Origin of the sequence: Ochrobactrum sp. BTU1 (assembly GCA_018798825.1) — a bacterium.
Classification (GTDB): Bacteria; Pseudomonadota; Alphaproteobacteria; order Rhizobiales; family Rhizobiaceae; genus Brucella.
The window spans coordinates 969543-987853 of record CP076356.1; the positions used below are offsets into that span (position 1 = coordinate 969543).

Sequence of the window (18311 nt, forward strand, 5' to 3'; positions counted from 1 at the left end):
ATAAGGTTTACAGGGGCCTCCAATTGTAGCCTTCGCTCACTCAGGTTAGTCCGAGACGCCAGTTCAGACCAAATTTCGAGGCTTCCTTGTTGCCTGCCGCGCCAGGAAGAAAAACTGGGTTGCCAGGCCCAAAACGAATATTGTGGCTACTGTTCCCAGGGCGGCTTTCAGCACGATCGAGTTTGGATCGGATGCAATCGGGTGGCCATCTGGTACACGGCGAAGCGTTTCCGAGACAGAAGGAACCATGAGCAAAAACACGCTGAGGCTGAGAAGCAGGGTTTCAAGGTACTTTCGAAGGCGTCCGAGAAATGTGAACCTGTGCATCGTGTAACCAGTGACCAGACAAAGCAAAGTGATGACCGCAATGGCTGGGCTGATGGGGGCTTTTGCGACGAGAAAGATCGTCAAACTGCCGATCACCATGCAAACAAAGTAGATCCTCCCTGCTAGGCTGTCCGGCTTGACGCGCCCATATCGAAAAATCATGTAGATTGCTGCGGGTATTGCAGGAAGGCTTCCCAGTGTATGAAGCCAGCCGAGCGTTGAGATTCCGAACACTTTAGTTCCTTTCCAGGTGGTGGCGATTGTTTTGGCTCTTGGTTGAGTGGTCCACGGATTATTCGTGAACCTGAAATTCGCTTTGCGTCAGAATAACGCCTTCCTTCTAGTTGGTAGTCTGGCATTGCGACGACGATGGCTTTGGGTGTATTTCGCAGCCTATCGGACAGGAACTCCCAATTAGCAGTCAGTGCCTAGGTGCTAGACTGTCCAATGCTGCGTTTGTGATCAACGAAAACTTGCCGGGGTCTGCGAATGCACGCGCAGACAACATGGCTCCGTGAACCATTGCCATAAAGACTTCCGCCTCCACCTCCGGCGCGCGCGAAATATGGATGCGTCCTAGTTTTGAGGCGGATTCGAATACCCGAGCCAGCCATTTCGAGAGGAGCTGGAAGTAAGCATTGACTTCGATGGCGATTTCTCGGGGTAGAAGCGGCAGTTCGCTTGCCAAAAGCGCGCAAACACAAAATGGGCGGCTACCGTCTTCGATGCACTGGGCCCAATGATCAACAAACGCACGCAGTTGATCGACCGGATCTGTGACGTTTTGCTCGAGCTGCGCAATTCCGGTCTCTGCATTTAGACGATACTGGTTGACAAGGGTTAGGACCAAGTCGAGCTTGGTTGGAAAATGGTGATGAATACTAGCCTTGCGAATGCCGACGATCTCGGCGATGTCCGCATAACTGAAACCGTTGTAACCACCACGGACAATTAGCTCACGCGCGCTGACAAGGATATGATCGTAGTTTGACAGAATGTTGCTCATAAACTTCTATCTACCTTCTAGTAGGTAGACTGTCAATTGTGTATTCTTGTTCACCTGATACCAGCAGCCGGGCTCATCGCCCTGACAAGGGCGAACAATATAAGGCAGCCTAGCCCCTTTATCGTAGACCCTATAACTTCTTGGGATATCGTCATCTCTTCATAAGGAGATATCCCGATTGCCCTTTTCACGAAAGATCAAGAGGTCACCAAGATCACTGAGGAGCCGGTCGACCTGACAAAAACAACGAAACCGATGCGGTCAAAATCGCGCTGCGCCAGGAAATTGCCAGTTGCAAAGCCGATCGGCCTGTCAGCGAGCGGCTATCCAAGTCGCTGGAGATGAATTGCTGAAAACAGTTCACCAGATGGTCGACCGGTCTGGAGGCAAATGAAGCTACGACCTGCGATGTTGGAACTAAGGTCCTCGACGCCGGTCATCAGTTCGGCAAAATCATCAATCACCCCGTAAAGCTTAACATCGGCATTTGTTTCACATATGCCTGCGCCCATCCGCTCAAGAGGGGCTATAAAGCTGGCGATTTCACCAAACTGATCGTGGGCGCTGAGGCCAAGCACCTGAGTGCTACATCAGGCCGCGCATCGACGCGATGAGCTCCGCCTCATTCCCTCGCCTCAAGCTCCCCTTCTCCCTCCTCACGATAGGCTCCCCGCAAGTAAGTCGGCTCATTGAGGCAATGCCACCTCCTGCATTGCGGTGGGGGCTTTGCATCCTGACCTGATATTCTTCATTTTCTTTCTCGCATCCAGTATCTCGCCGGCTGATCCGAGGCTGAGCGGTAGCGGTTGTTTTATTGGACAACCTCGATTGAAATATCCATCTTATGTAACAGAGTTTGAGAAGGAAGATTTGATGGCTGCATACAAAAAGACCGATGAGGCAATAGCCAAGCTGTCGCCAGAAGAATATCGGGTAACGCAGGAGAGCGCGACGGAGCGACCGGGTACTGGTGCACTTCTGTATAATAAGGAGCCGGGCATTTACGTTGATATTGTCTCAGGAGAACCGCTGTTCGCCTCATCGGACAAATACGAGTCTGGTTGTGGATGGCCAAGCTTCACCAAACCAATCGAGCCCGCAAATGTCAGTGAATTGCGTGACGTCAGCCACGGCATGATCCGCACAGAAGTGCGTTCAAGCCATGGCGACAGCCATCTTGGCCACGTTTTCACTGATGGACCGATTGATCGGGGCGGCTTGCGTTACTGTATCAACTCTGCCTCGCTGCGTTTCGTGCCGCGTGACCAAATGAACGAACAAGGTTATGGAGACTATCTCGATCAGGTGGAGGACATAAAATGACAATCGAACGTGCTGTCCTCGCCGGCGGTTGCTTCTGGGGTATGCAGGACCTTATCCGCAGGATGCCGGGTGTTGTTGCGACCAGCGTCGGCTATACCGGCGGCGACGTACCAAATGCCACTTACCGCAATCACGGCACCCACGCGGAAGCAATTGAGATCAATTTCGATCCAATGAAAATCTCCTACCGCCAGCTACTGGAGTTTTTCTTTCAAATTCACGATCCGACCACCCAAAATCGTCAGGGAAACGATCTAGGCACCAGCTATCGTTCGGCAATTTATTTCACAAATGATGAGCAAAAGGCGACGGCGCTGGACACGATTTCAGATGTTGATGCGTCGGGCCTATGGCCAGGCAAGGTCGTCACTGAAGTTGAGCCAGTTGGTGATTTCTGGGAGGCGGAACCTGAGCATCAGGATTACCTCGAGCGTATTCCAAATGGATACACTTGCCACTTCGCACGCCCGGATTGGGTTTTGCCGAAAAAAAGCGTCTGAAGTGAGTTAGCTTCATGGCTCCTGGCGCTCAGCGAGGAGCCTTATAAGTAACAGGCCTATCCTCCGAAAGGACTTATAAGAGCGTTTGTAGCCAATTTCGTCCAAAGAGGCTGCAATCTTGAATTTGCTTTAATTAGCACTCTCAACGCATTCTTGAAGGATAAGCGGGGACGAAGCCCTCAGCGAGCGCTCAATTTTAACACGACATTAAGTGTCCCAACTTAGCAAATTGCAGCGTAAAAATCACCTCAGAGCGCTCAGTTTTTGGGGGTGCTTAAGGGCAAATCGATGGTGGCCATTAGCCCCTTGGTCCCGTTTTGCAGCTTTAGAGTGCCTTTGGCCCCCTCAATTATTTCCGTCGCGATGGCAATTCCCAGGCCGTCACCAGGAAGTTGCTCGTCGAGCCTGCAGCCGCGACGCGCGATTTCAGTCAGACGTTCCGGGGGCACACCGCCACCATCGTCACCAATTAATATCTTTATGCGTTGGTCATGTTTTGTGACCTCTATAAATATAGCCGAGCGAGCATGGCGAACTGCATTCTCAACCAGCGCTCCGAGCGCTTCCGCAAGATCGGCCGCATCAATGGTTGCAGAAAGATTTGTCTCAGCGTGAACGTTCCAGATGAGACTGCGGCCATTGGGTGTGCGGCTCAGCACAGCATTAATGCGCTCCACGGTTGAGGCAACATCGCAGCTTGAGCTCGATGTTGTGGCAGTCCGCGCGCGCGCAAGTTCTCGTTCAACATGTGAGCGCATCGTATCTACGATGTCCTCGATGGACGAGGCGATGCGCGCTTCGCCATTTTGATGCAGGTACTGTGTTTCGCCAAGTAGTGCTTGTAGTGGAGTTTTCAGTCCATGCGCGAGATCGCCCGCTCGCAAACGGGCGCGCTTGATGTCGGTTTCTCTGGCTTCAAGCAGCGCGTCGATTTCATTAGCTAGCGGAAGCATCTCCGATGGCCATTCCGCCCCCATACGCGACGCCCGACCCGCGCGCAATTGGCCTATACGTTCACGAATGCGGATCAAAGGCCTCAGTCCGTAAACGAGTTGAGCGATCTGCGCTGCTATAAGTGCCAGTGCGAGAGCACCCAGATAAGGTGCCATATCTGCAACAAAGGCTCGTCTGGCGACTGTGAGTTCGCTTCGGTCCATCGCGACAATCACTTGAGCTGCGGCCCCACCCAACCGTGCCGGAAGCCGTACAGTCCTATGGAGTGCTAAGAGACTTGCGCCTTCTGGACCGGTAATTTTTTGAATTGGAACCTGGTCATCGCTCGCGAACTCGAGTGTTTGATCCCAAAGGGAACGCGAGCGGAGCGTCTGCTCATCAGTTTTAACCTGCCAGTACAGCCCCCCATAGGGACGTGAGAAGCGAGGATCCACAGGGGGCATACGAATTGAAAGGCCAGTCGGTTCGCGCGCAAGTCCGGCCACGACCTGCTCAAGTTGAAGCTGAAGCTCCGCTGCCGCACGCCGCTCAACATGGTGACCAAACAGAATGGATAGTGCTGCGGCTGCAGCACCAAGGGAGAGGATGATTGCGGCTCCGCCGATCAATAACAGGCGCAATCGCAGTGAAATGCCATTCACTTGACCGTCTCCACGAAGAAATACCCAAAACCGCGCCGAGTACCCACCACTCCCTCGCCGAGTTTTCTGCGAAGCCGAGCGATGACCGCTTCGAGCGCATTCGCCTCGCGACCATCATCTCCATAAAGATGTTCAACGAGCTCGCCAGCCGGTACGATACGTGCACGATTGAGAACGAGGTAGGCAAATGCTCGCCATTCCAGCGAGGTGAGGTTCACCGGGCAGCCTTTACGTGTGACATTCATACGGTTGAGATCGATCACGAGATCGCCGAACTCTTGTACTGCAGATCCGAGACCTCCTGCCCGGCGCATCAAAGCACGGACGCGGGCAATAAGTTCTTCCATGCGAAACGGCTTCGGGAGATAGTCATCGGCTCCGGCTTCTATGCCTTCCACACGCTCCTGCCAGGAGCCACGGGCGGTTAGTATCAACACTGGCATGTGGCGTCCGTTGGCCCGCCAACGCTTGAGCACGGAAAGTCCGTCCATTCCTGGAAGGCCGAGATCAAGTATGACGAGATCAAAATCTTCCGTATCGCCAAGAAACCAGGCATTCTCCCCATTGGACGTTTGCTCTACTCGCATGCCAGCGCCCTCGAGTGCTAGCCTGATGCTTTCGGCAATGCGGGAATCATCTTCGACAGCTAACACTCGCATCAGTCGTCCTCGAAATCCCGATCAAGGATCCTACCGGTCGCCGCATCGATGGAAAGTTCCAACAACCGGCCATCGGACGTGATAATTTCGACTTCGTAAATAAAGCGTCCATCATCGCGGTCAAGTTCAACGTTAATCACACGTCCACCCGCATCCCGCTTAGCGACATCGAGAATTCTCGATAGGGGCAGAATATCACCGCGTTCCAATGCGTCACGGGCACGATCCTGGCTGTCTTCGGCAAGAGACGGCGCTGCTAAAAAGAGAAAAGAGATGACTAAGAGTGTACGCATTTCAGAATTCTACACCCACGATCCTGACAGAACCCTGACAACGAATGAATGCGGAGTGTCAGGTGAGGTTTGCGAAAAGAGCCAGCGTCACCTGGCCTTGAGCCAAGTAAACCACGGACACACAATGGAGCGTATATCATGGGTAACATTCTTTCGACGATTGCCGCCGCAGGCCTCGCGCCAATTATCTTTTCCGGAATTGTAAACGCGCAGACAATACAGGCCGCCGGTTCCGGCACAGCTGATTGGATGAGTATCAGCCAGATCATCAAGAAAATTGAAGGAAACGGTTATAAGGTTCGCGAAGTCGAGATGGATGATGGTCTATACGAAATCAGTGCGGTGGACGCCAATGGCATGCAGGTCCAAGCCGATTTTAATCCAGCAACTGGTGAGCCTGTTCGCGGCTGGCGCTACGACGACTAAAGTAACCCGTGCGGCGGATGATGTCCGTCGCACTTCATCACCTTCAACTATGTCGCAGGCGGTCGGAGATATTTCTCGCAGTCTTGGCGATAACTAATGGCAAAGATTGCCGGAATTGAGTTATCGCTCGGGTTCTTCGGTAATGATCGCCCCGCCGCGGGCTGATTTTCTTTGGCGATATCAAACTCGTTCGCTTGTACGTTTCGAAGGATGAGCTGACAATTTCATCTTTATCCTGATTGTCAACAACGCGCGCTTCTATCCAGTTGAATGAAAGGCGATCGATATGGGAGCCCCTTTCGGCATCTGAGTGCCTCCCCAGTGCTGATCTCCACGAACCGAGTTGCGTAAGACGCTCTCTTTAAGGCGTAGCGGCAGCAACGTTCAGGCTCAGTATTTCGCGAAAAAACTCGTCTTACGTGTCGGGGGCCTGAAAACCCAAGGCGCCCTCCTGAACGTGAATTCTATCGGAGACGGAAAACCAGAGGAATAAGTCCTGTCCTCAAGGAGATGTGGCTCTGCGTTCAGCAGACGTGCACTTCTATAAATTCGCCACATTCTTAGAGCTGTCGTCATCGTCAATAGAAGAAAGCCTGCTGTCTTCTGATAGTGGCGAATAATTGACTTTATCGCACCCGACCAACGAATGAACAAGGCAGTGAAAACTGAGTTTGGATCCCCTATGTCTTTCCTAGACACTATTCGACGTAAGTTCTGCGCGATCACGCCCGAATATAGGCGTTTTGTCCGGCCTTTTCCGACTTTTGATAAATTGACGCCATCATTGCAAACAAACGGCAGAGTTGTCGGGTTTTATACGCGAAATTCGTTTTATGAAGACGAAGCGAAACGCATGGAAAAGTCGGCCAGGCGCTTGGGGCTTACGGTCGAAACCAGCCCTATTGAAAGCGCAGGCTCGTGGGTAAGAAATGCGGCTTTGAAGCCCACATTCCTTTTGAAAGCCCGAGAACAACACCGTGGACCCTTGTTATATGTCGACGTCGACGCTGTCTTCCATAACGATCCCTGGCCGCATATCAATGCAATTGACGCCGATATAGGGGTTTTTTATTCGCATGAAGGCAAACTAATTTCAGCAACCATTTTCCTTGCGGACACCCCGGAAGTCGTCGAATTGCTGCGTGAGTGGAAAAAAGCGTGCGACAGTCAGCCGGAAATCTGGGACCAAGTGACTTTGCAAGAAATCTTGGCAACGATTTCGGACGAACGCCTCACCGTCGCACGGCTACCGGTTTCATTCTGCTGGGTTTTTGATCGGTTCAAGAACGGCTTTTCTGAAGAGGTTTTTATCGAGCAGCTCCAAGCAAGCCGCCAAGCCACGTCAAAGAAGAAATTATTCGGTCGACGCAGCAAGAGGCTCATTCGTCGTGATGAACGAATATTGGAAATCGAACGAATTCTGGCCGAGGATCCATAATTTCAATTTCCCATCCGCAGACATTCCGACGCCTTGGGAGGTGTTATGAGTCCTCAGGTGGCGAAGCTTAGGTCAGTAAGAAACAAGAAAACGAGGTTTTCAGTAAGTCCGCTTCATAGATGTCCGAGTTCGAACTTATCAACCATCGTGAGTTTAACACGATCGCCGTCAGACAGTCGAAGCTGTTCACGAAGAATAAATGGCGAGATTAGTTCGAGATGATAGCGCATGTGAGAGCCAATACGGCGGAATACCCAGACATTCTGTGTTCCTGCGTTGGCCGATAAGATTGCTCTCCATGCCTGCCCGGTTCCGCGTCGAGGCTTAAAGAATTTTTTACGGAGGCTCTTATTTCCGATTGCGTGCTGAGGTATACTGAAAGCAGCAGGAAACTTTCCCTTGTCCAGCGCTTTGAAGCCTTGACGCCCGGAGACCTCCTGAGGAAGTGTTGGCACAAAAATATTCAGAGAACCCGCAGCAAACTGGATAGGCCAGTCGTCGGGAGCGGAATCAATTTCTTTGCTACCCGGAATATGCAAGCGAGAATGATAACCAAGGCCTTTTTCGACAATTCCCTCTACAGAAAGTAGCATAAGATAAAAATTCCCCTCCAGCTGCACGACGTTTTTTAGACAGTTTTATGACGATCCCTTAATGCGTTGAGTAGCTTAAGAACCCTAGTCGTTTCAATCATTTTTTCTGTGACCCTCTTTCTTCAGCATCTGGCTCTTTTTGACTTACGGCGCGATATCCCCAAGCGCGGCCACGCTTGAACATTGTCAAAGAAATTACTCCGTGGTGCTTTCGCCGTCGGCGGTTCTGTTCATAACTTTAGGCCGCGCTATCCGTCATGACGATGCAATCGCCGAAACCATGTCGCCGTTTATGAACCAATTGACGCGGCAGACTTCTTCGTTTGTCGATCTTTTTGCATAGCCTTAGCGACAGTTACAGAAAATACGCATCTTGGCGTTCACATCGATCTCAAGCCCAAAAGTAATCGTTTCGGATATTCCGTTGGTCCCGCCCGTGCATGAAATAGTTTCGCATTATTTGCTGTCGATGCTTAAACTCCAAAACCGATAAGAGCTCAATTGACACTTGCCTTCCACCAAGTCACTGGGCTTTTGCGAAGGTCTGCCATGTAACGGTCCTTGCCATCAATTCCCTTCAAACAGCATTGGCAATATCAATAAGTAGTAGCCTCTTATCTTTAGGTGGCAATTACAGGCCGTACGGTCTTAATTTGAATTCAAATAACTAAAAGAATACATAGACTTGGCGACCATAATAGCTCAAAAATTCCAAAGTGCCAGTAAGTGTTAGCTAGTGTCTTTTATTGATATTGTATTCGCTGCAGGCAATTTTAAACTCCAAGTGAAGATAACAAGTTTCAGAGTCTTATTCCGATGGGGAACCGAAGAACTAGATCCTATCACTTATGACCCGGAGAAATCGGGTTGCCTCGCTGAAATTGCGCTGGTTTTTTTACAGTTCTTAGGGGACAGCATGATCATAAAACCAACCAAGAAGACTTCGAATGCCGGGATTGGGCGCAAAAAGGTTAAACTTGCGCTGCTTGCCAGCACAGCCGTTTATGGGATCATGACCGGTTCTGCGATGGCTGGGTCGTGTACGGTTGTTTCCGCAGGCGTCTATAGCTGTACAGGTGCCGCGACAGGAAGTGACCTGTCACAGATCCTGACAGATCCTGGATCACTGTCAGTGACAACTCAGCCGGGTTTCGGGATCAATGCGGCAATCGGTGACGGATTTGATATATCAGTAGGTGGCGGAGGGGCTGGCGATTTAACATTTGACGATCAGAATGCCTCTTCGATTATCGGGAATGGAAGAGGAATTTCCGCTGAGAATAATGCCAATGGCGCGCTCTCGATTACGACGACAGGCCAAGTCACCGGCACCACTGCCAACGGGATCAATGCTTCAAACAACGGAACCAATCTGACCATTGACGTCGTCGACGTTTCAGGTGGTTCGACTGGCATTTTCGCCAATAATGGCGGTACTGGTGCGCTTTCTATCACCGCGACAGGGAATGTTGTGGGTTCGGATCGCGATGGCATAAATGCCAACAACGGCGCTTTGAGCACAGACATTGACATCAATGTGGCAGATGTCTCTGGCAACGAACACGGCATTTACGCCTGGAACGAGGGCACGGGCTCGGTCTCCATCGTCTCCACCGGGCAAGTGACTGGAACCAACGATTACGGTATCTACGCTCGCACGTCGGACATTGGTACGGGTTTGACCATTAATGTCGTTGATGTCACTGGCGGTAATGCCGGAATATATGCCGATAATTACGGCTCGGGTTCGCTCTCCATAAAGTCCTCGGGACAAATTACAGGTACCAATAGCGACGGTATAACGGCGAAAAATTCTGCCAACGGTGCAGATCTCAACATTGAAGCAAACAATGTTACGGGCGCTTTGAACGGCGTTTACGCAATCAACGAAGGCAATGGTGCACTCACTATTACTTCGACCGGCACAATCACTGGTAACAATGGCGACGGTATTCACGCCTCCAACGACGCGAGCACTACAAATGTAACCATTAATGTTGCAAATGTTTCGGGTACTGAGTCCGGAGTTTCCACAACAAACGATGGTTCTGGCTCAACTTCCGTTGTAGCGACGGGGCAAGTCACAGGGATCAATGGTGACGGCATCTATGCGTATAATGGTGTTACCGCGACTGATCTGAGCGTTGAAGCCGTCGATGTTTCGGGTGACAACGGAATTGCCGCTATAAATTACGGTTCGGGCTCGACCTCCGTCACCTCCACAGGGCACGTAGTCGGGACAGGAACCGGAGAGGGAAAATACGGCATTTATGCATTCAACTACCAGGGCACCGATGTCAGAGTTGATGCTGCAAGTGTGACGGGTGGCGAGGATGGCATTGTAGCCATTAATTTCGGGACCGGTCAGACTTCTGTCACAGCCACAGGAAAAGTCATCGGGACAGCGACTGACGGTATTTACGTCAACCACTACGGGACAGACCTGAGCATCAATGCTGCAGCTGTTACGGGTGGTACCAATGGCATTACCGCTACGAATAACGGCACGGGCGCCCTTTCAATCGTTGCGACCGGGCAAGTTACAGGGGCAGAGACTAACGGTATATATGCCCTCCACTCCGGGACGGACCTGAGCATCAATGCTGCAGCTGTTACGGGTGGTACCAATGGTATTAGCGTCAGGAACCTGGGAACTGGTGCCCTTTCGATTTCAGCGACTGGGCAAGTCACCGGAGAAGGTGGCTTTGGCATCTCAGCACAGAACGGGTATTCCGGCACTGATCTCACCATTGATGTGGTCGGTGTTAGTGGGAACGCAGACGGCATCTTCGCGGTTAACTTTGGCGCAGGTGCTTTGTCTGTTAATGCGACAGGAACAGTGAACGGGACCAATGGACGGGGTCTCTATGCTCAAAACGACTATTCGAGTACTGACCTGACTATTCAAGCGGTAGATGTTAGTGGCGGAGACGTAGGCATTTTTGCCCAGAACAATGGTTCCGGAGCTTTTTCACTCACTTCGACCGGGAAAGTCGTTAGTTCAAACAGTGTGGGTATCATTGCGCAGAACTCTTTCCTCAGCACCGACCTGACGATTGATGTAGCCGATGTTACGGGTGGTTCCTCAGGAATTTATGCCTGGAATGGTGGCACTGGTTCGCTCTCGCTTGATGCCTCAGGAGCCGTCATTGGAACGACCGAGAACGGTATAGATGTCTATAATTCCAACATCGGTACCGCTCTGAGCCTCAATGTCGCCGATGTTTCCGGTGAGACGAACGGCATTTATGTTGAACATGCCGGTAGTGATAATGGCAGCATCGTGGTGAATGGAACGGTTTCAGGCAATGAGACCGGGATTATGTTTATTGATGGAAGTGAAACTGCCATTGATAACAGCATCACAGTTGCTGCCGGTGCTGTTGTCGAAGGTGGAAATGCTGCAATTGCGGCTGGATCGGGGTCAATATGGGATGGTCAGTACGATCAACCCAACACTCTGACTATCAACAACAATGGCGTAATACGCAACCTTTCAGCTCAGTCATCCGACCTTGCCATCCTCGCAACCGTTGTTCTTGAGGCCGAAATGGAAGGTGGAACAGTAACGAGCGAACTGTCCTCCCCGCTCAAGATTGTGAATAATAATCTGATCACAGGTACCGTTGATCTCAGCGAACTGGGTAACAATTTCCACAATACGACCTCAGGCGTCTGGGATACCGCAGGCGGAACAAATGATTTCGGTTCTGTGGCGGGCAACAGCAACCTGCTTAATGAAGGCCTGGTGCTTGCCGCCAACGATCAGTCAGGTTCTGCTGTTCAAACGACCATTTTTGGCAATATCGGCACTCTTACCAATGCCGGCATCTTGTCTATGCAGAACAAAAGGGCCGGTGACACAGCGGTCATCGACGGCAACTATGTCGGTAATGGCGGTCTTGTAAGCTTTGATACGGTCCTTGGTGATGACGCATCGACAACAGATTTGCTCGTTGTTTCCGGTGACACGGGGGGAACGACATCTGTCGGCGTGAACAATGTCGATGGCAAGGGTGCACAGACCAATGAAGGTATCCGGATTATCCAGGTAGACGGTGCTTCTAACGGTTCATTCTCGCTGATTGGTGATTATGCGATCGGCGGCAAGCAGGCAGTTGTCGCTGGCGCTTACGCCTATCAGCTTTATCAGGGTGGCACTTCAACGCCTACTGATGGCGACTGGTATCTGCGTTCACAGCTCACGCCAACCGATCCATCACCGCTTTATCAGGCTGGCGTTCCAGTCTATGAAGCCTATCCGCAGGCGTTGCTTGGCTTGAACGGCGTTCCGACACTCCAGCAGCGTGTTGGTAACCGCTTCTGGGCCGGTAACGGCAACAAGGTTATCGCACAGGGTGCTGATCCAATCGGTACACCTTATGCTGCTCCGCAAGAAGCAGGCGTTGTGATTGAAGGCAATGGTGTGTGGGGCCGTATCGAAGGTGCACATCACAGCATCAATCCACGCTTCTCGACCTCAAGCACCGATTACGACCAGAATGTCTTCAAGCTTCAGGCCGGTATTGATGGCCTGTTGACGGAAACAGAAAATGGCAAGCTGATTGGTGGGATCACAGTTCACTACGCCCATGGCAAAACCGACGTTAACTCGGTTTATGGTGATGGCGAGATCAGCACCAACGGTTATGGCTTTGGTGGCACACTCACCTGGTATGGTGAAAATGGCTTCTACCTCGACGGTCAGGGTCAGGTGACCTGGTATAAGAGCGATCTGGACTCGAACCTTGCCAACGCCAACCTTGCTGATGGCAACAAGGGCTTTGGCTATACGCTGTCTCTTGAAGGCGGCAAGCGGATTGCCATTGATCCGGCATGGTCGCTCACACCACAGGCACAGCTGGTTTACTCCAATGTCGATTTTGATGCCTTCACCGATCCATTCGGTGCACGTGTCAGTCTGGACCGCGGTGAAAGCCTTCAGGGTCGTCTTGGTCTCACGCTTGATCATGAAGACTCGTGGCAGAATGACAATGGCATGCTGAACCGCACGCATGTTTACGGCATTGCCAATCTTTACTACGAGTTCCTGGAAGGCACACGGGTTGATGTTGCAGGCACCAGTTTTGCCAGCGAAAAGGACCGTCTGTGGGGCGGGCTTGGTGTTGGTGGTTCTTATAACTGGAACGACGATAAATACTCGATCTATGGTGAGGGCCTCGTCAACACCAGCCTCAACAACTTTGGCGACAGCTATTCGCTCAAGGGAACTGTTGGCTTCCGGATGAGATGGTAACTAAATCACAGAGCGCTGACGTTGAACTACCCCGAACTGAGACGACGTCAGCAATCGTGACAGACCGCTGTCAGTAACTACCCCTCGAAAAACTGACAGCGGTCACCCTTTTCCCACAATTTCTCACCGACCAATCGGGGCTGTGATTAAGGCAATTCCTATGAGCTTAGATCAAGTTACCGACGATTGGTTCCATTTGCGCAAAACTCAAGTAGTGCCAAATGAGAAGTGATAAGAGCATGGCGGTACACGCGCTAGGGCGTCCGTAACCAACAATCCGATTTCATTTTCTTTTTCACAACGCCCTGAAAACCTTGGGATTGTGACGTGGGACGCCGCAAGCAGAGCCGCTTGCGCCATTGATGCCAACTTACTAGATAGACGAAACTTCTTTCAACGCACAAATCGCATGGTGCGAAATGATCTGTACATCTGCCGTTAGAGCTCCAGAGGCGTGCCTCCACCTTCGGTTAACGCCATGAATAAAAAACGCCGGTCTGAAACCGGTCAAAAAATTTCCTCAAGCCTCGCTACTGCCTTTCTTTGCTGGCTTACTTGGACCAGCGCCCATGCACTTGTAGGCGTTTTTCGAGCCGGTACTATCCTCAATCGCCGCGGCCCCGACATCGATATGAGAGACAGCCCGATCTTATTTTGGGTTTTAGGCGGCTTTTTTACGATTGGCGTAATTCTCGTGACGGGTTTGACGGTGATATGCATATTGCACCTGCTAGCGCTTTTCCGAGGCTCTAGTTCAAACCCCGATCGTTGAGGCCGATTGACCAGACATAAGATATTTTCCCTCCAACAATTAGCGCTTGGTCTGTTTGCTCTTAGTGTATTATGCGCAGGGCGGGCCATGGTTCGACGAAGGAATCCGCTAAGCTTTGCATGGTCAAACTGTGCTCAGCCATCGGTGCAGCTGTTCGCGTCTAATCAAAATCTATTGTGAGCTGCGACATTGAAGCTGCCCGTATGCGCGCCTTGATCCCTTAAAGGCCAGTCGGATTGCATCTAAAGCAAGGCATGAAGCATCGAGAAAAATAGCTTCCATGTTTCACCGTCAAACAGCTTTATTGGATACGCGTAAAGACTACAAAGCCACCATCATAATCTTGACTGGTGGTTGCGTTCGAAGTTTTCATATATGCGCGACCCTCAGAAAGTTTTCTCTTAGAAAATGGCCAGTTTTTTGAGCAGTTCTTCCGAACTGTTACACTTGATAAATATGCTGTCTTCTCTATCAGCCAATTTTACGTGTGGGCACTTTAGGGATGAACCCATTGCGAGCGACATAACTGGCCCTCAACATCATAGTCAAACTGTCCCCGACGGTTTTCACCGCGGGCCAGCTGAAACCAATCAAGTGAATTTGCTCGAAACCTAATGACCCCGAAAACCGCCATCATATGGATAGCCTGTAAAGAAGCGCGGAAATTTCTCGTCGTCGGATTTGCCCCAAGAAGCAGAACTTTGATCACGCCAGCATTGATCGAGGCCCATCGTTTCAAACAGTGGATCATAAAAGGCCACGGAACGGGTCAGGTCCGCCGTGCCGACCATCGTATAGGCAATTCCGTTCATCCGGGATTCCGCCAAATTGCAACACACCACGCTCGCACTTTGCCGAAAGATGTGGCCGATTTCAACAGCACCGTTTTGGCACCGGTATAGCTTGCTGGGTTTTAAATGAGCGGCATTCCGACCGACGGCTGAAAGGCGTGACGATTGGCGTTCACCTGCTCAATAATGAAATCCTTTACTCTTTCGGTACGCAACCGGTATCGCGGGTTCTCGTGAGTAACGATAAAATAGGAGCGCAAGAAGCTGATCTTATCGGGCAGCAGTCGCACAAGTTGCGGACTGTGTGCTGCAATAAAACATGGCAGCAGCGCAATGCCCACACCATGAGAGGTTGCATCCACTTGCGTAAGAATATTTGATACTTGAAGATCGGCGTCCCGATGCGGGAGAAAATTTCGCAAATAGTCATGCGCGGGTGTAGGCATCAAATCCGGAATATAGCCGATGATAAAATGACGGTCGATGTCAGCAATAGAACCAATTGCCTCATGTGTCCGCAGATAATCATGGCTGCAATAAAGTCCGTATTCGTAATCGCAGAGTTTGCGCGACACCAATGGTCCAAGCGTTGGGCGCTCCATCATAATCGCAATGTCAGCCTCTCGTTTGGTGAGACTAACGATGGATGGATCAGCGATAAGCTCGATACGAATGTCGGACAATTCTTGTGGTAACAGATGTAAACGTCGCACCAGAAAGTTCGACGAAAAACCTTCTGGTATCGTCAGCCGCACCGGCCCTGCCAGGCTGTTCACTTTGGACGACATCTCGGTCTGAATCCGAATGACAGCACTCTCCATCTGCTGCACCTCAGCCGCCAACTTCTCCCCTGCTTCGGTGATCTTGTATCCACTCGGTGATCGTTCAAACAATGGCACGCGCAGACTGGTCTCAAGCGCGATAATTCGACGACTAAGTGTCGAGTGATCAAGGCCAATGTGACGCGCAGCAACCGTCAAACGCCCTAAACGAGCAACGGCCAGGAACGCTTTGAGGTCGTCCCAATTGATATCAGGGGTATGGGAATTTGCGCACATGCCGTTTGTATGTATGCGAATTTACAGCAAAGCAAGCAGTTTGTAACGCTTCAGATCACTTAGCGAGCGCTCAAAAGAGCGCCGTCAGGCCAAGAGAAAATACCGGGAGCAGTCAATGTCTATGTTCGAAAAACTCCGCGCCATGCAAGCTGCAGGAAAGCCAGTCCGCGTCGGCATTATCGGTGCGGGGAAATTCGGTTCGATGTATCTTTCACAGGTAAACCGAACACCGGGCGTGCACCTGGTCGGCGTTTCCGACCTCAATCCGGCAAATGCCCGTCAGTCCCTGCGCCGTGTTGGTTGGAACGACGCGCAATTTTCGGCTGTCTCATTCGAAGACGCGCATAAAAACCGTTCGACCTTCGTAACGGAAAACGCCGCTGATTTGCTGGCAAGCCCATTCATTGATGTGGTCATTGATGCAACCGGGCATCCGGCCGCTGGCGTTCGCCATGTTCTTTTGGCATGCGAGCACAAAAAGCACATCGTCATGGTCAATGTGGAAGCCGACGTTCTGGCGGGCCCCTTATTGGCGAAGAAAGCCGCGGAAGCTGGTATCATCTACTCCATGGCGGCAGGCGACCAGCCCTCATTGATAGCAGAATTGTGCGACTGGGCCCGTTGCACTGGCTTCGACGTCGTTTGCGCCGGCAAAGGTACAAAATATCTCCCGGTTTATCACAAATCGACACCCGATAGCGTTTGGGGTCATTACGGCTTCACACCAGAACAGGTGGCGGGCGGTGACTTCAATCCAAAAATGTTCAACTCTTTTCTCGACGGCACCAAATCGGCATTGGAAATGGCAGCTGTTGCCAACGGCTGCGATCTCTTACCGCCCGATGATGGCCTTCTGTTCCCAGCTTGCGGCGCGGATGATTTGCAAAGCGTCCTTCGTCCCGAAGAATATGGCGGCATACTCAAGCGTCGCGGTACGGTCGAAGTGGTTTCATCCATTGAACGTGATGGTCGACCGGTGTTCCGAGACCTGCGCTGGGGCGTCTATGTCGTTATCGAAGGAGAAACCCAATATGTCCGTGACTGTTTCAATCAATACGGACTTCTGACAGATTCCACTGGCCGTTTCGCCGCGACCTACAAGCCCTATCACCTTATCGGACTTGAGCTGGGCATTTCAATCGCATCGATTGCAACGCGACAAGAGCCAACAGGTCGCACCAAAGGCTGGAGTGCTGACGTTGTGGCAGTTGCCAAGCGCAAACTCTGTGCTGGCGAGATGCTCGATGGCGAAGGCGGCTATACCGTGTATGGCAAAGTGATCCCGGCCGCCACCTCCTCAAAACTCGATGCAGTTCCAATCGGCCTAGCCCACGGCATGAAACTCAAACATGACATTGAGGATGGACGCACCATCAGTTGGTCAGATGTTGAATACAACGCGGACGACGTCACTATCGGCTTGCGTAAAGAAATGGAGCGGGAATTTTTAACCGCCAGCTGACGCCCAGTTGATCCAGCAATCAGCCGTAAAAATCTAATAGAAAGAGGGCGATATGGCCAATAAAGATACCGCTACAGCTCATGGGCAAAGCCTCGGTGTGAAACTTGAAAACGGTACGCGTGTAACCCACGGCACTGGCGCGAATGTTAAGGTTCCGCTGGCGGGTTTCCCGGTCACCATGCACGAGCTTTACACGGGGTATAATGAAGACGCGAAGCTCTCATTTGCGGGTCAGTTCGGTTTTATAGAATTTCATACTGACTGCCGTTTGCCGCGTCATGTGCACATGATCCGCAACGTGGAAACGGGCATGCTGGAAATGTTGCCTGAGCGCATTCTGGTGCTCAACGGCGTCGCGGTAACCGAACTTTGCGGTGAGTATTTCGTCGTTGCTCCCGGAACCCTCGTCGATATTCCCTCCGGCGTCCCTCACACCTGGAATGCATGCCCGGCAGGGATAAAACTACCTGATGGTACCGTCTCAGACGGCCACTTTACAATGGTTTATAACTATTCCGACGAGACTAGCTTCTTTCCGACCGAGCAGACCGCGCTCCTGACGCATGCCGACGAATACAGAGCTTACGAGGGGGAGCTTGAGGATATTCGTTTTCCTGTGATGTCGACTGAGGAGATTGCAAGCAAAGCCCGCTTGGTCTGGAACACAGAACTACAGCAGGGATTGGAACTGGCCTGACCGACATCTGCTGCGGGGTTAAAGAAACCTCAGCAGCATTTGCCCAATGGCGCTATGCGTTCGTATGAACGCGTAGCGCGAATGGGTATTCGGGGCAGGTTGAGCCATTTGACG

General features: G+C 51.5%; 16 protein-coding genes. 7 read left to right on the top strand and 9 right to left on the bottom strand.

Going from position 1 to position 18311, the window contains the following annotated elements:
* Positions 1 to 63: 63 nt before the first annotated feature.
* The 3 genes from KMS41_23545 to KMS41_23555 form a co-directional block, all read right to left on the bottom strand.
* On the bottom strand, positions 64 to 561 hold the full coding sequence (locus tag KMS41_23545) for a hypothetical protein (protein QWK80686.1): 498 nt from the start codon (positions 559 to 561) through the stop codon (positions 64 to 66).
* A 187-nt stretch (positions 562 to 748) separates the two neighbouring features.
* A complete protein-coding gene (locus KMS41_23550) occupies positions 749 to 1333 on the bottom strand; it encodes a TetR/AcrR family transcriptional regulator (GenBank protein ID QWK80687.1) in 585 nt (194 codons plus the stop codon).
* A 323-nt stretch (positions 1334 to 1656) separates the two neighbouring features.
* Complete coding sequence (locus KMS41_23555) at positions 1657 to 1911, bottom strand: hypothetical protein (protein ID QWK80688.1); 255 nt, start codon at positions 1909 to 1911, stop codon at positions 1657 to 1659.
* A gap of 295 nt (positions 1912 to 2206) precedes the next feature.
* Between KMS41_23555 and msrB the strand changes: the two genes are divergently transcribed.
* Together msrB and msrA are read left to right on the top strand one after the other, a co-directional pair.
* Positions 2207 to 2656, top strand: coding sequence for a peptide-methionine (R)-S-oxide reductase MsrB (gene msrB / locus KMS41_23560; protein ID QWK80689.1), 450 nt, complete (start codon positions 2207 to 2209; stop codon positions 2654 to 2656).
* Positions 2653 to 3156, top strand: coding sequence for a peptide-methionine (S)-S-oxide reductase MsrA (msrA, locus tag KMS41_23565; protein ID QWK80690.1), 504 nt, complete (start codon positions 2653 to 2655; stop codon positions 3154 to 3156). Before msrB ends, msrA begins: the two co-directional genes overlap by 4 nt.
* Positions 3157 to 3413: 257 nt before the next feature.
* Here the strand turns inward: msrA and KMS41_23570 are convergent, their stop codons facing one another.
* Genes KMS41_23570 through KMS41_23580 form a run of 3 tightly spaced genes read right to left on the bottom strand, consistent with a single transcriptional unit; the run spans position 3414 to position 5703 of the window.
* Positions 3414 to 4751 (bottom strand): HAMP domain-containing histidine kinase, encoded by a 1338-nt coding sequence (locus KMS41_23570; protein ID QWK80691.1) that lies wholly within the window; start codon positions 4749 to 4751, stop codon positions 3414 to 3416.
* On the bottom strand, positions 4748 to 5410 hold the full coding sequence (locus tag KMS41_23575) for a response regulator transcription factor (protein ID QWK80692.1): 663 nt from the start codon (positions 5408 to 5410) through the stop codon (positions 4748 to 4750). The genes KMS41_23570 and KMS41_23575 overlap by 4 nt, the downstream gene beginning before the upstream one ends.
* On the bottom strand, positions 5410 to 5703 hold the full coding sequence (locus KMS41_23580; GenBank protein QWK80693.1) for a PepSY domain-containing protein: 294 nt from the start codon (positions 5701 to 5703) through the stop codon (positions 5410 to 5412). The genes KMS41_23575 and KMS41_23580 overlap by 1 nt, the downstream gene beginning before the upstream one ends.
* Positions 5704 to 5841: 138 nt before the next feature.
* Here KMS41_23580 and KMS41_23585 point away from each other — a divergent pair, with 138 nt between their 5' ends.
* Positions 5842 to 6129, top strand: a complete 288-nt coding sequence (locus KMS41_23585) for a PepSY domain-containing protein (protein ID QWK80694.1) — start codon at positions 5842 to 5844, stop codon at positions 6127 to 6129.
* A 682-nt stretch (positions 6130 to 6811) separates the two neighbouring features.
* Positions 6812 to 7567: a glycosyltransferase family 77 protein gene (locus tag KMS41_23590; protein QWK80695.1), complete on the top strand. Its 756-nt coding sequence runs from the start codon at positions 6812 to 6814 to the stop codon at positions 7565 to 7567.
* 113 nt (positions 7568 to 7680) lie between these two features.
* Here KMS41_23590 and KMS41_23595 read toward each other — a convergent pair whose 3' ends face one another.
* On the bottom strand, positions 7681 to 8187 hold the full coding sequence (locus KMS41_23595) for a CTP-dependent riboflavin kinase (GenBank protein QWK80696.1): 507 nt from the start codon (positions 8185 to 8187) through the stop codon (positions 7681 to 7683).
* 2758 nt (positions 8188 to 10945) lie between these two features.
* Between KMS41_23595 and KMS41_23600 the strand changes: the two genes are divergently transcribed.
* On the top strand, positions 10946 to 13417 hold the full coding sequence (locus tag KMS41_23600; protein QWK81199.1) for an autotransporter outer membrane beta-barrel domain-containing protein: 2472 nt from the start codon (positions 10946 to 10948) through the stop codon (positions 13415 to 13417).
* A gap of 1383 nt (positions 13418 to 14800) precedes the next feature.
* Here the strand turns inward: KMS41_23600 and KMS41_23605 are convergent.
* Positions 14801 to 15001, bottom strand: coding sequence for a hypothetical protein (locus KMS41_23605; GenBank protein QWK80697.1), 201 nt, complete (start codon positions 14999 to 15001; stop codon positions 14801 to 14803).
* Between the two features lie 101 nt (positions 15002 to 15102).
* Positions 15103 to 16038: a LysR family transcriptional regulator gene (locus tag KMS41_23610; protein ID QWK80698.1), complete on the bottom strand. Its 936-nt coding sequence runs from the start codon at positions 16036 to 16038 to the stop codon at positions 15103 to 15105.
* Positions 16039 to 16153: 115 nt separating this feature from the next.
* Between KMS41_23610 and KMS41_23615 the strand changes: the two genes are divergently transcribed.
* Positions 16154 to 17500: a Gfo/Idh/MocA family oxidoreductase gene (locus KMS41_23615; protein QWK80699.1), complete on the top strand. Its 1347-nt coding sequence runs from the start codon at positions 16154 to 16156 to the stop codon at positions 17498 to 17500.
* 52 nt (positions 17501 to 17552) lie between these two features.
* A complete protein-coding gene (locus KMS41_23620; GenBank protein ID QWK80700.1) occupies positions 17553 to 18197 on the top strand; it encodes a hypothetical protein in 645 nt (214 codons plus the stop codon).
* Positions 18198 to 18311: the final 114 nt, after the last annotated feature.

Bases quoted from the DNA above. Each gene is read 5' to 3' on its own strand.
- KMS41_23550 (QWK80687.1), bottom strand. From the start codon at position 1,333: ATGAGCAACATTCTGTCAAACTACGATCATATCCTTGTCAGCGCGCGT.
- msrB (QWK80689.1), top strand. From the start codon at position 2,207: ATGGCTGCATACAAAAAGACCGATGAGGCAATAGCCAAGCTGTCGCCA.
- msrA (QWK80690.1), top strand. From the start codon at position 2,653: ATGACAATCGAACGTGCTGTCCTCGCCGGCGGTTGCTTCTGGGGTATG.
- KMS41_23575 (QWK80692.1), bottom strand. From the start codon at position 5,410: ATGCGAGTGTTAGCTGTCGAAGATGATTCCCGCATTGCCGAAAGCATC.
- KMS41_23580 (QWK80693.1), bottom strand. From the start codon at position 5,703: ATGCGTACACTCTTAGTCATCTCTTTTCTCTTTTTAGCAGCGCCGTCT.
- KMS41_23585 (QWK80694.1), top strand. From the start codon at position 5,842: ATGGGTAACATTCTTTCGACGATTGCCGCCGCAGGCCTCGCGCCAATT.
- KMS41_23590 (QWK80695.1), top strand. From the start codon at position 6,812: ATGTCTTTCCTAGACACTATTCGACGTAAGTTCTGCGCGATCACGCCC.
- KMS41_23605 (QWK80697.1), bottom strand. From the start codon at position 15,001: ATGAACGGAATTGCCTATACGATGGTCGGCACGGCGGACCTGACCCGT.
- KMS41_23610 (QWK80698.1), bottom strand. From the start codon at position 16,038: ATGTGCGCAAATTCCCATACCCCTGATATCAATTGGGACGACCTCAAA.
- KMS41_23615 (QWK80699.1), top strand. From the start codon at position 16,154: ATGTCTATGTTCGAAAAACTCCGCGCCATGCAAGCTGCAGGAAAGCCA.
- KMS41_23620 (QWK80700.1), top strand. From the start codon at position 17,553: ATGGCCAATAAAGATACCGCTACAGCTCATGGGCAAAGCCTCGGTGTG.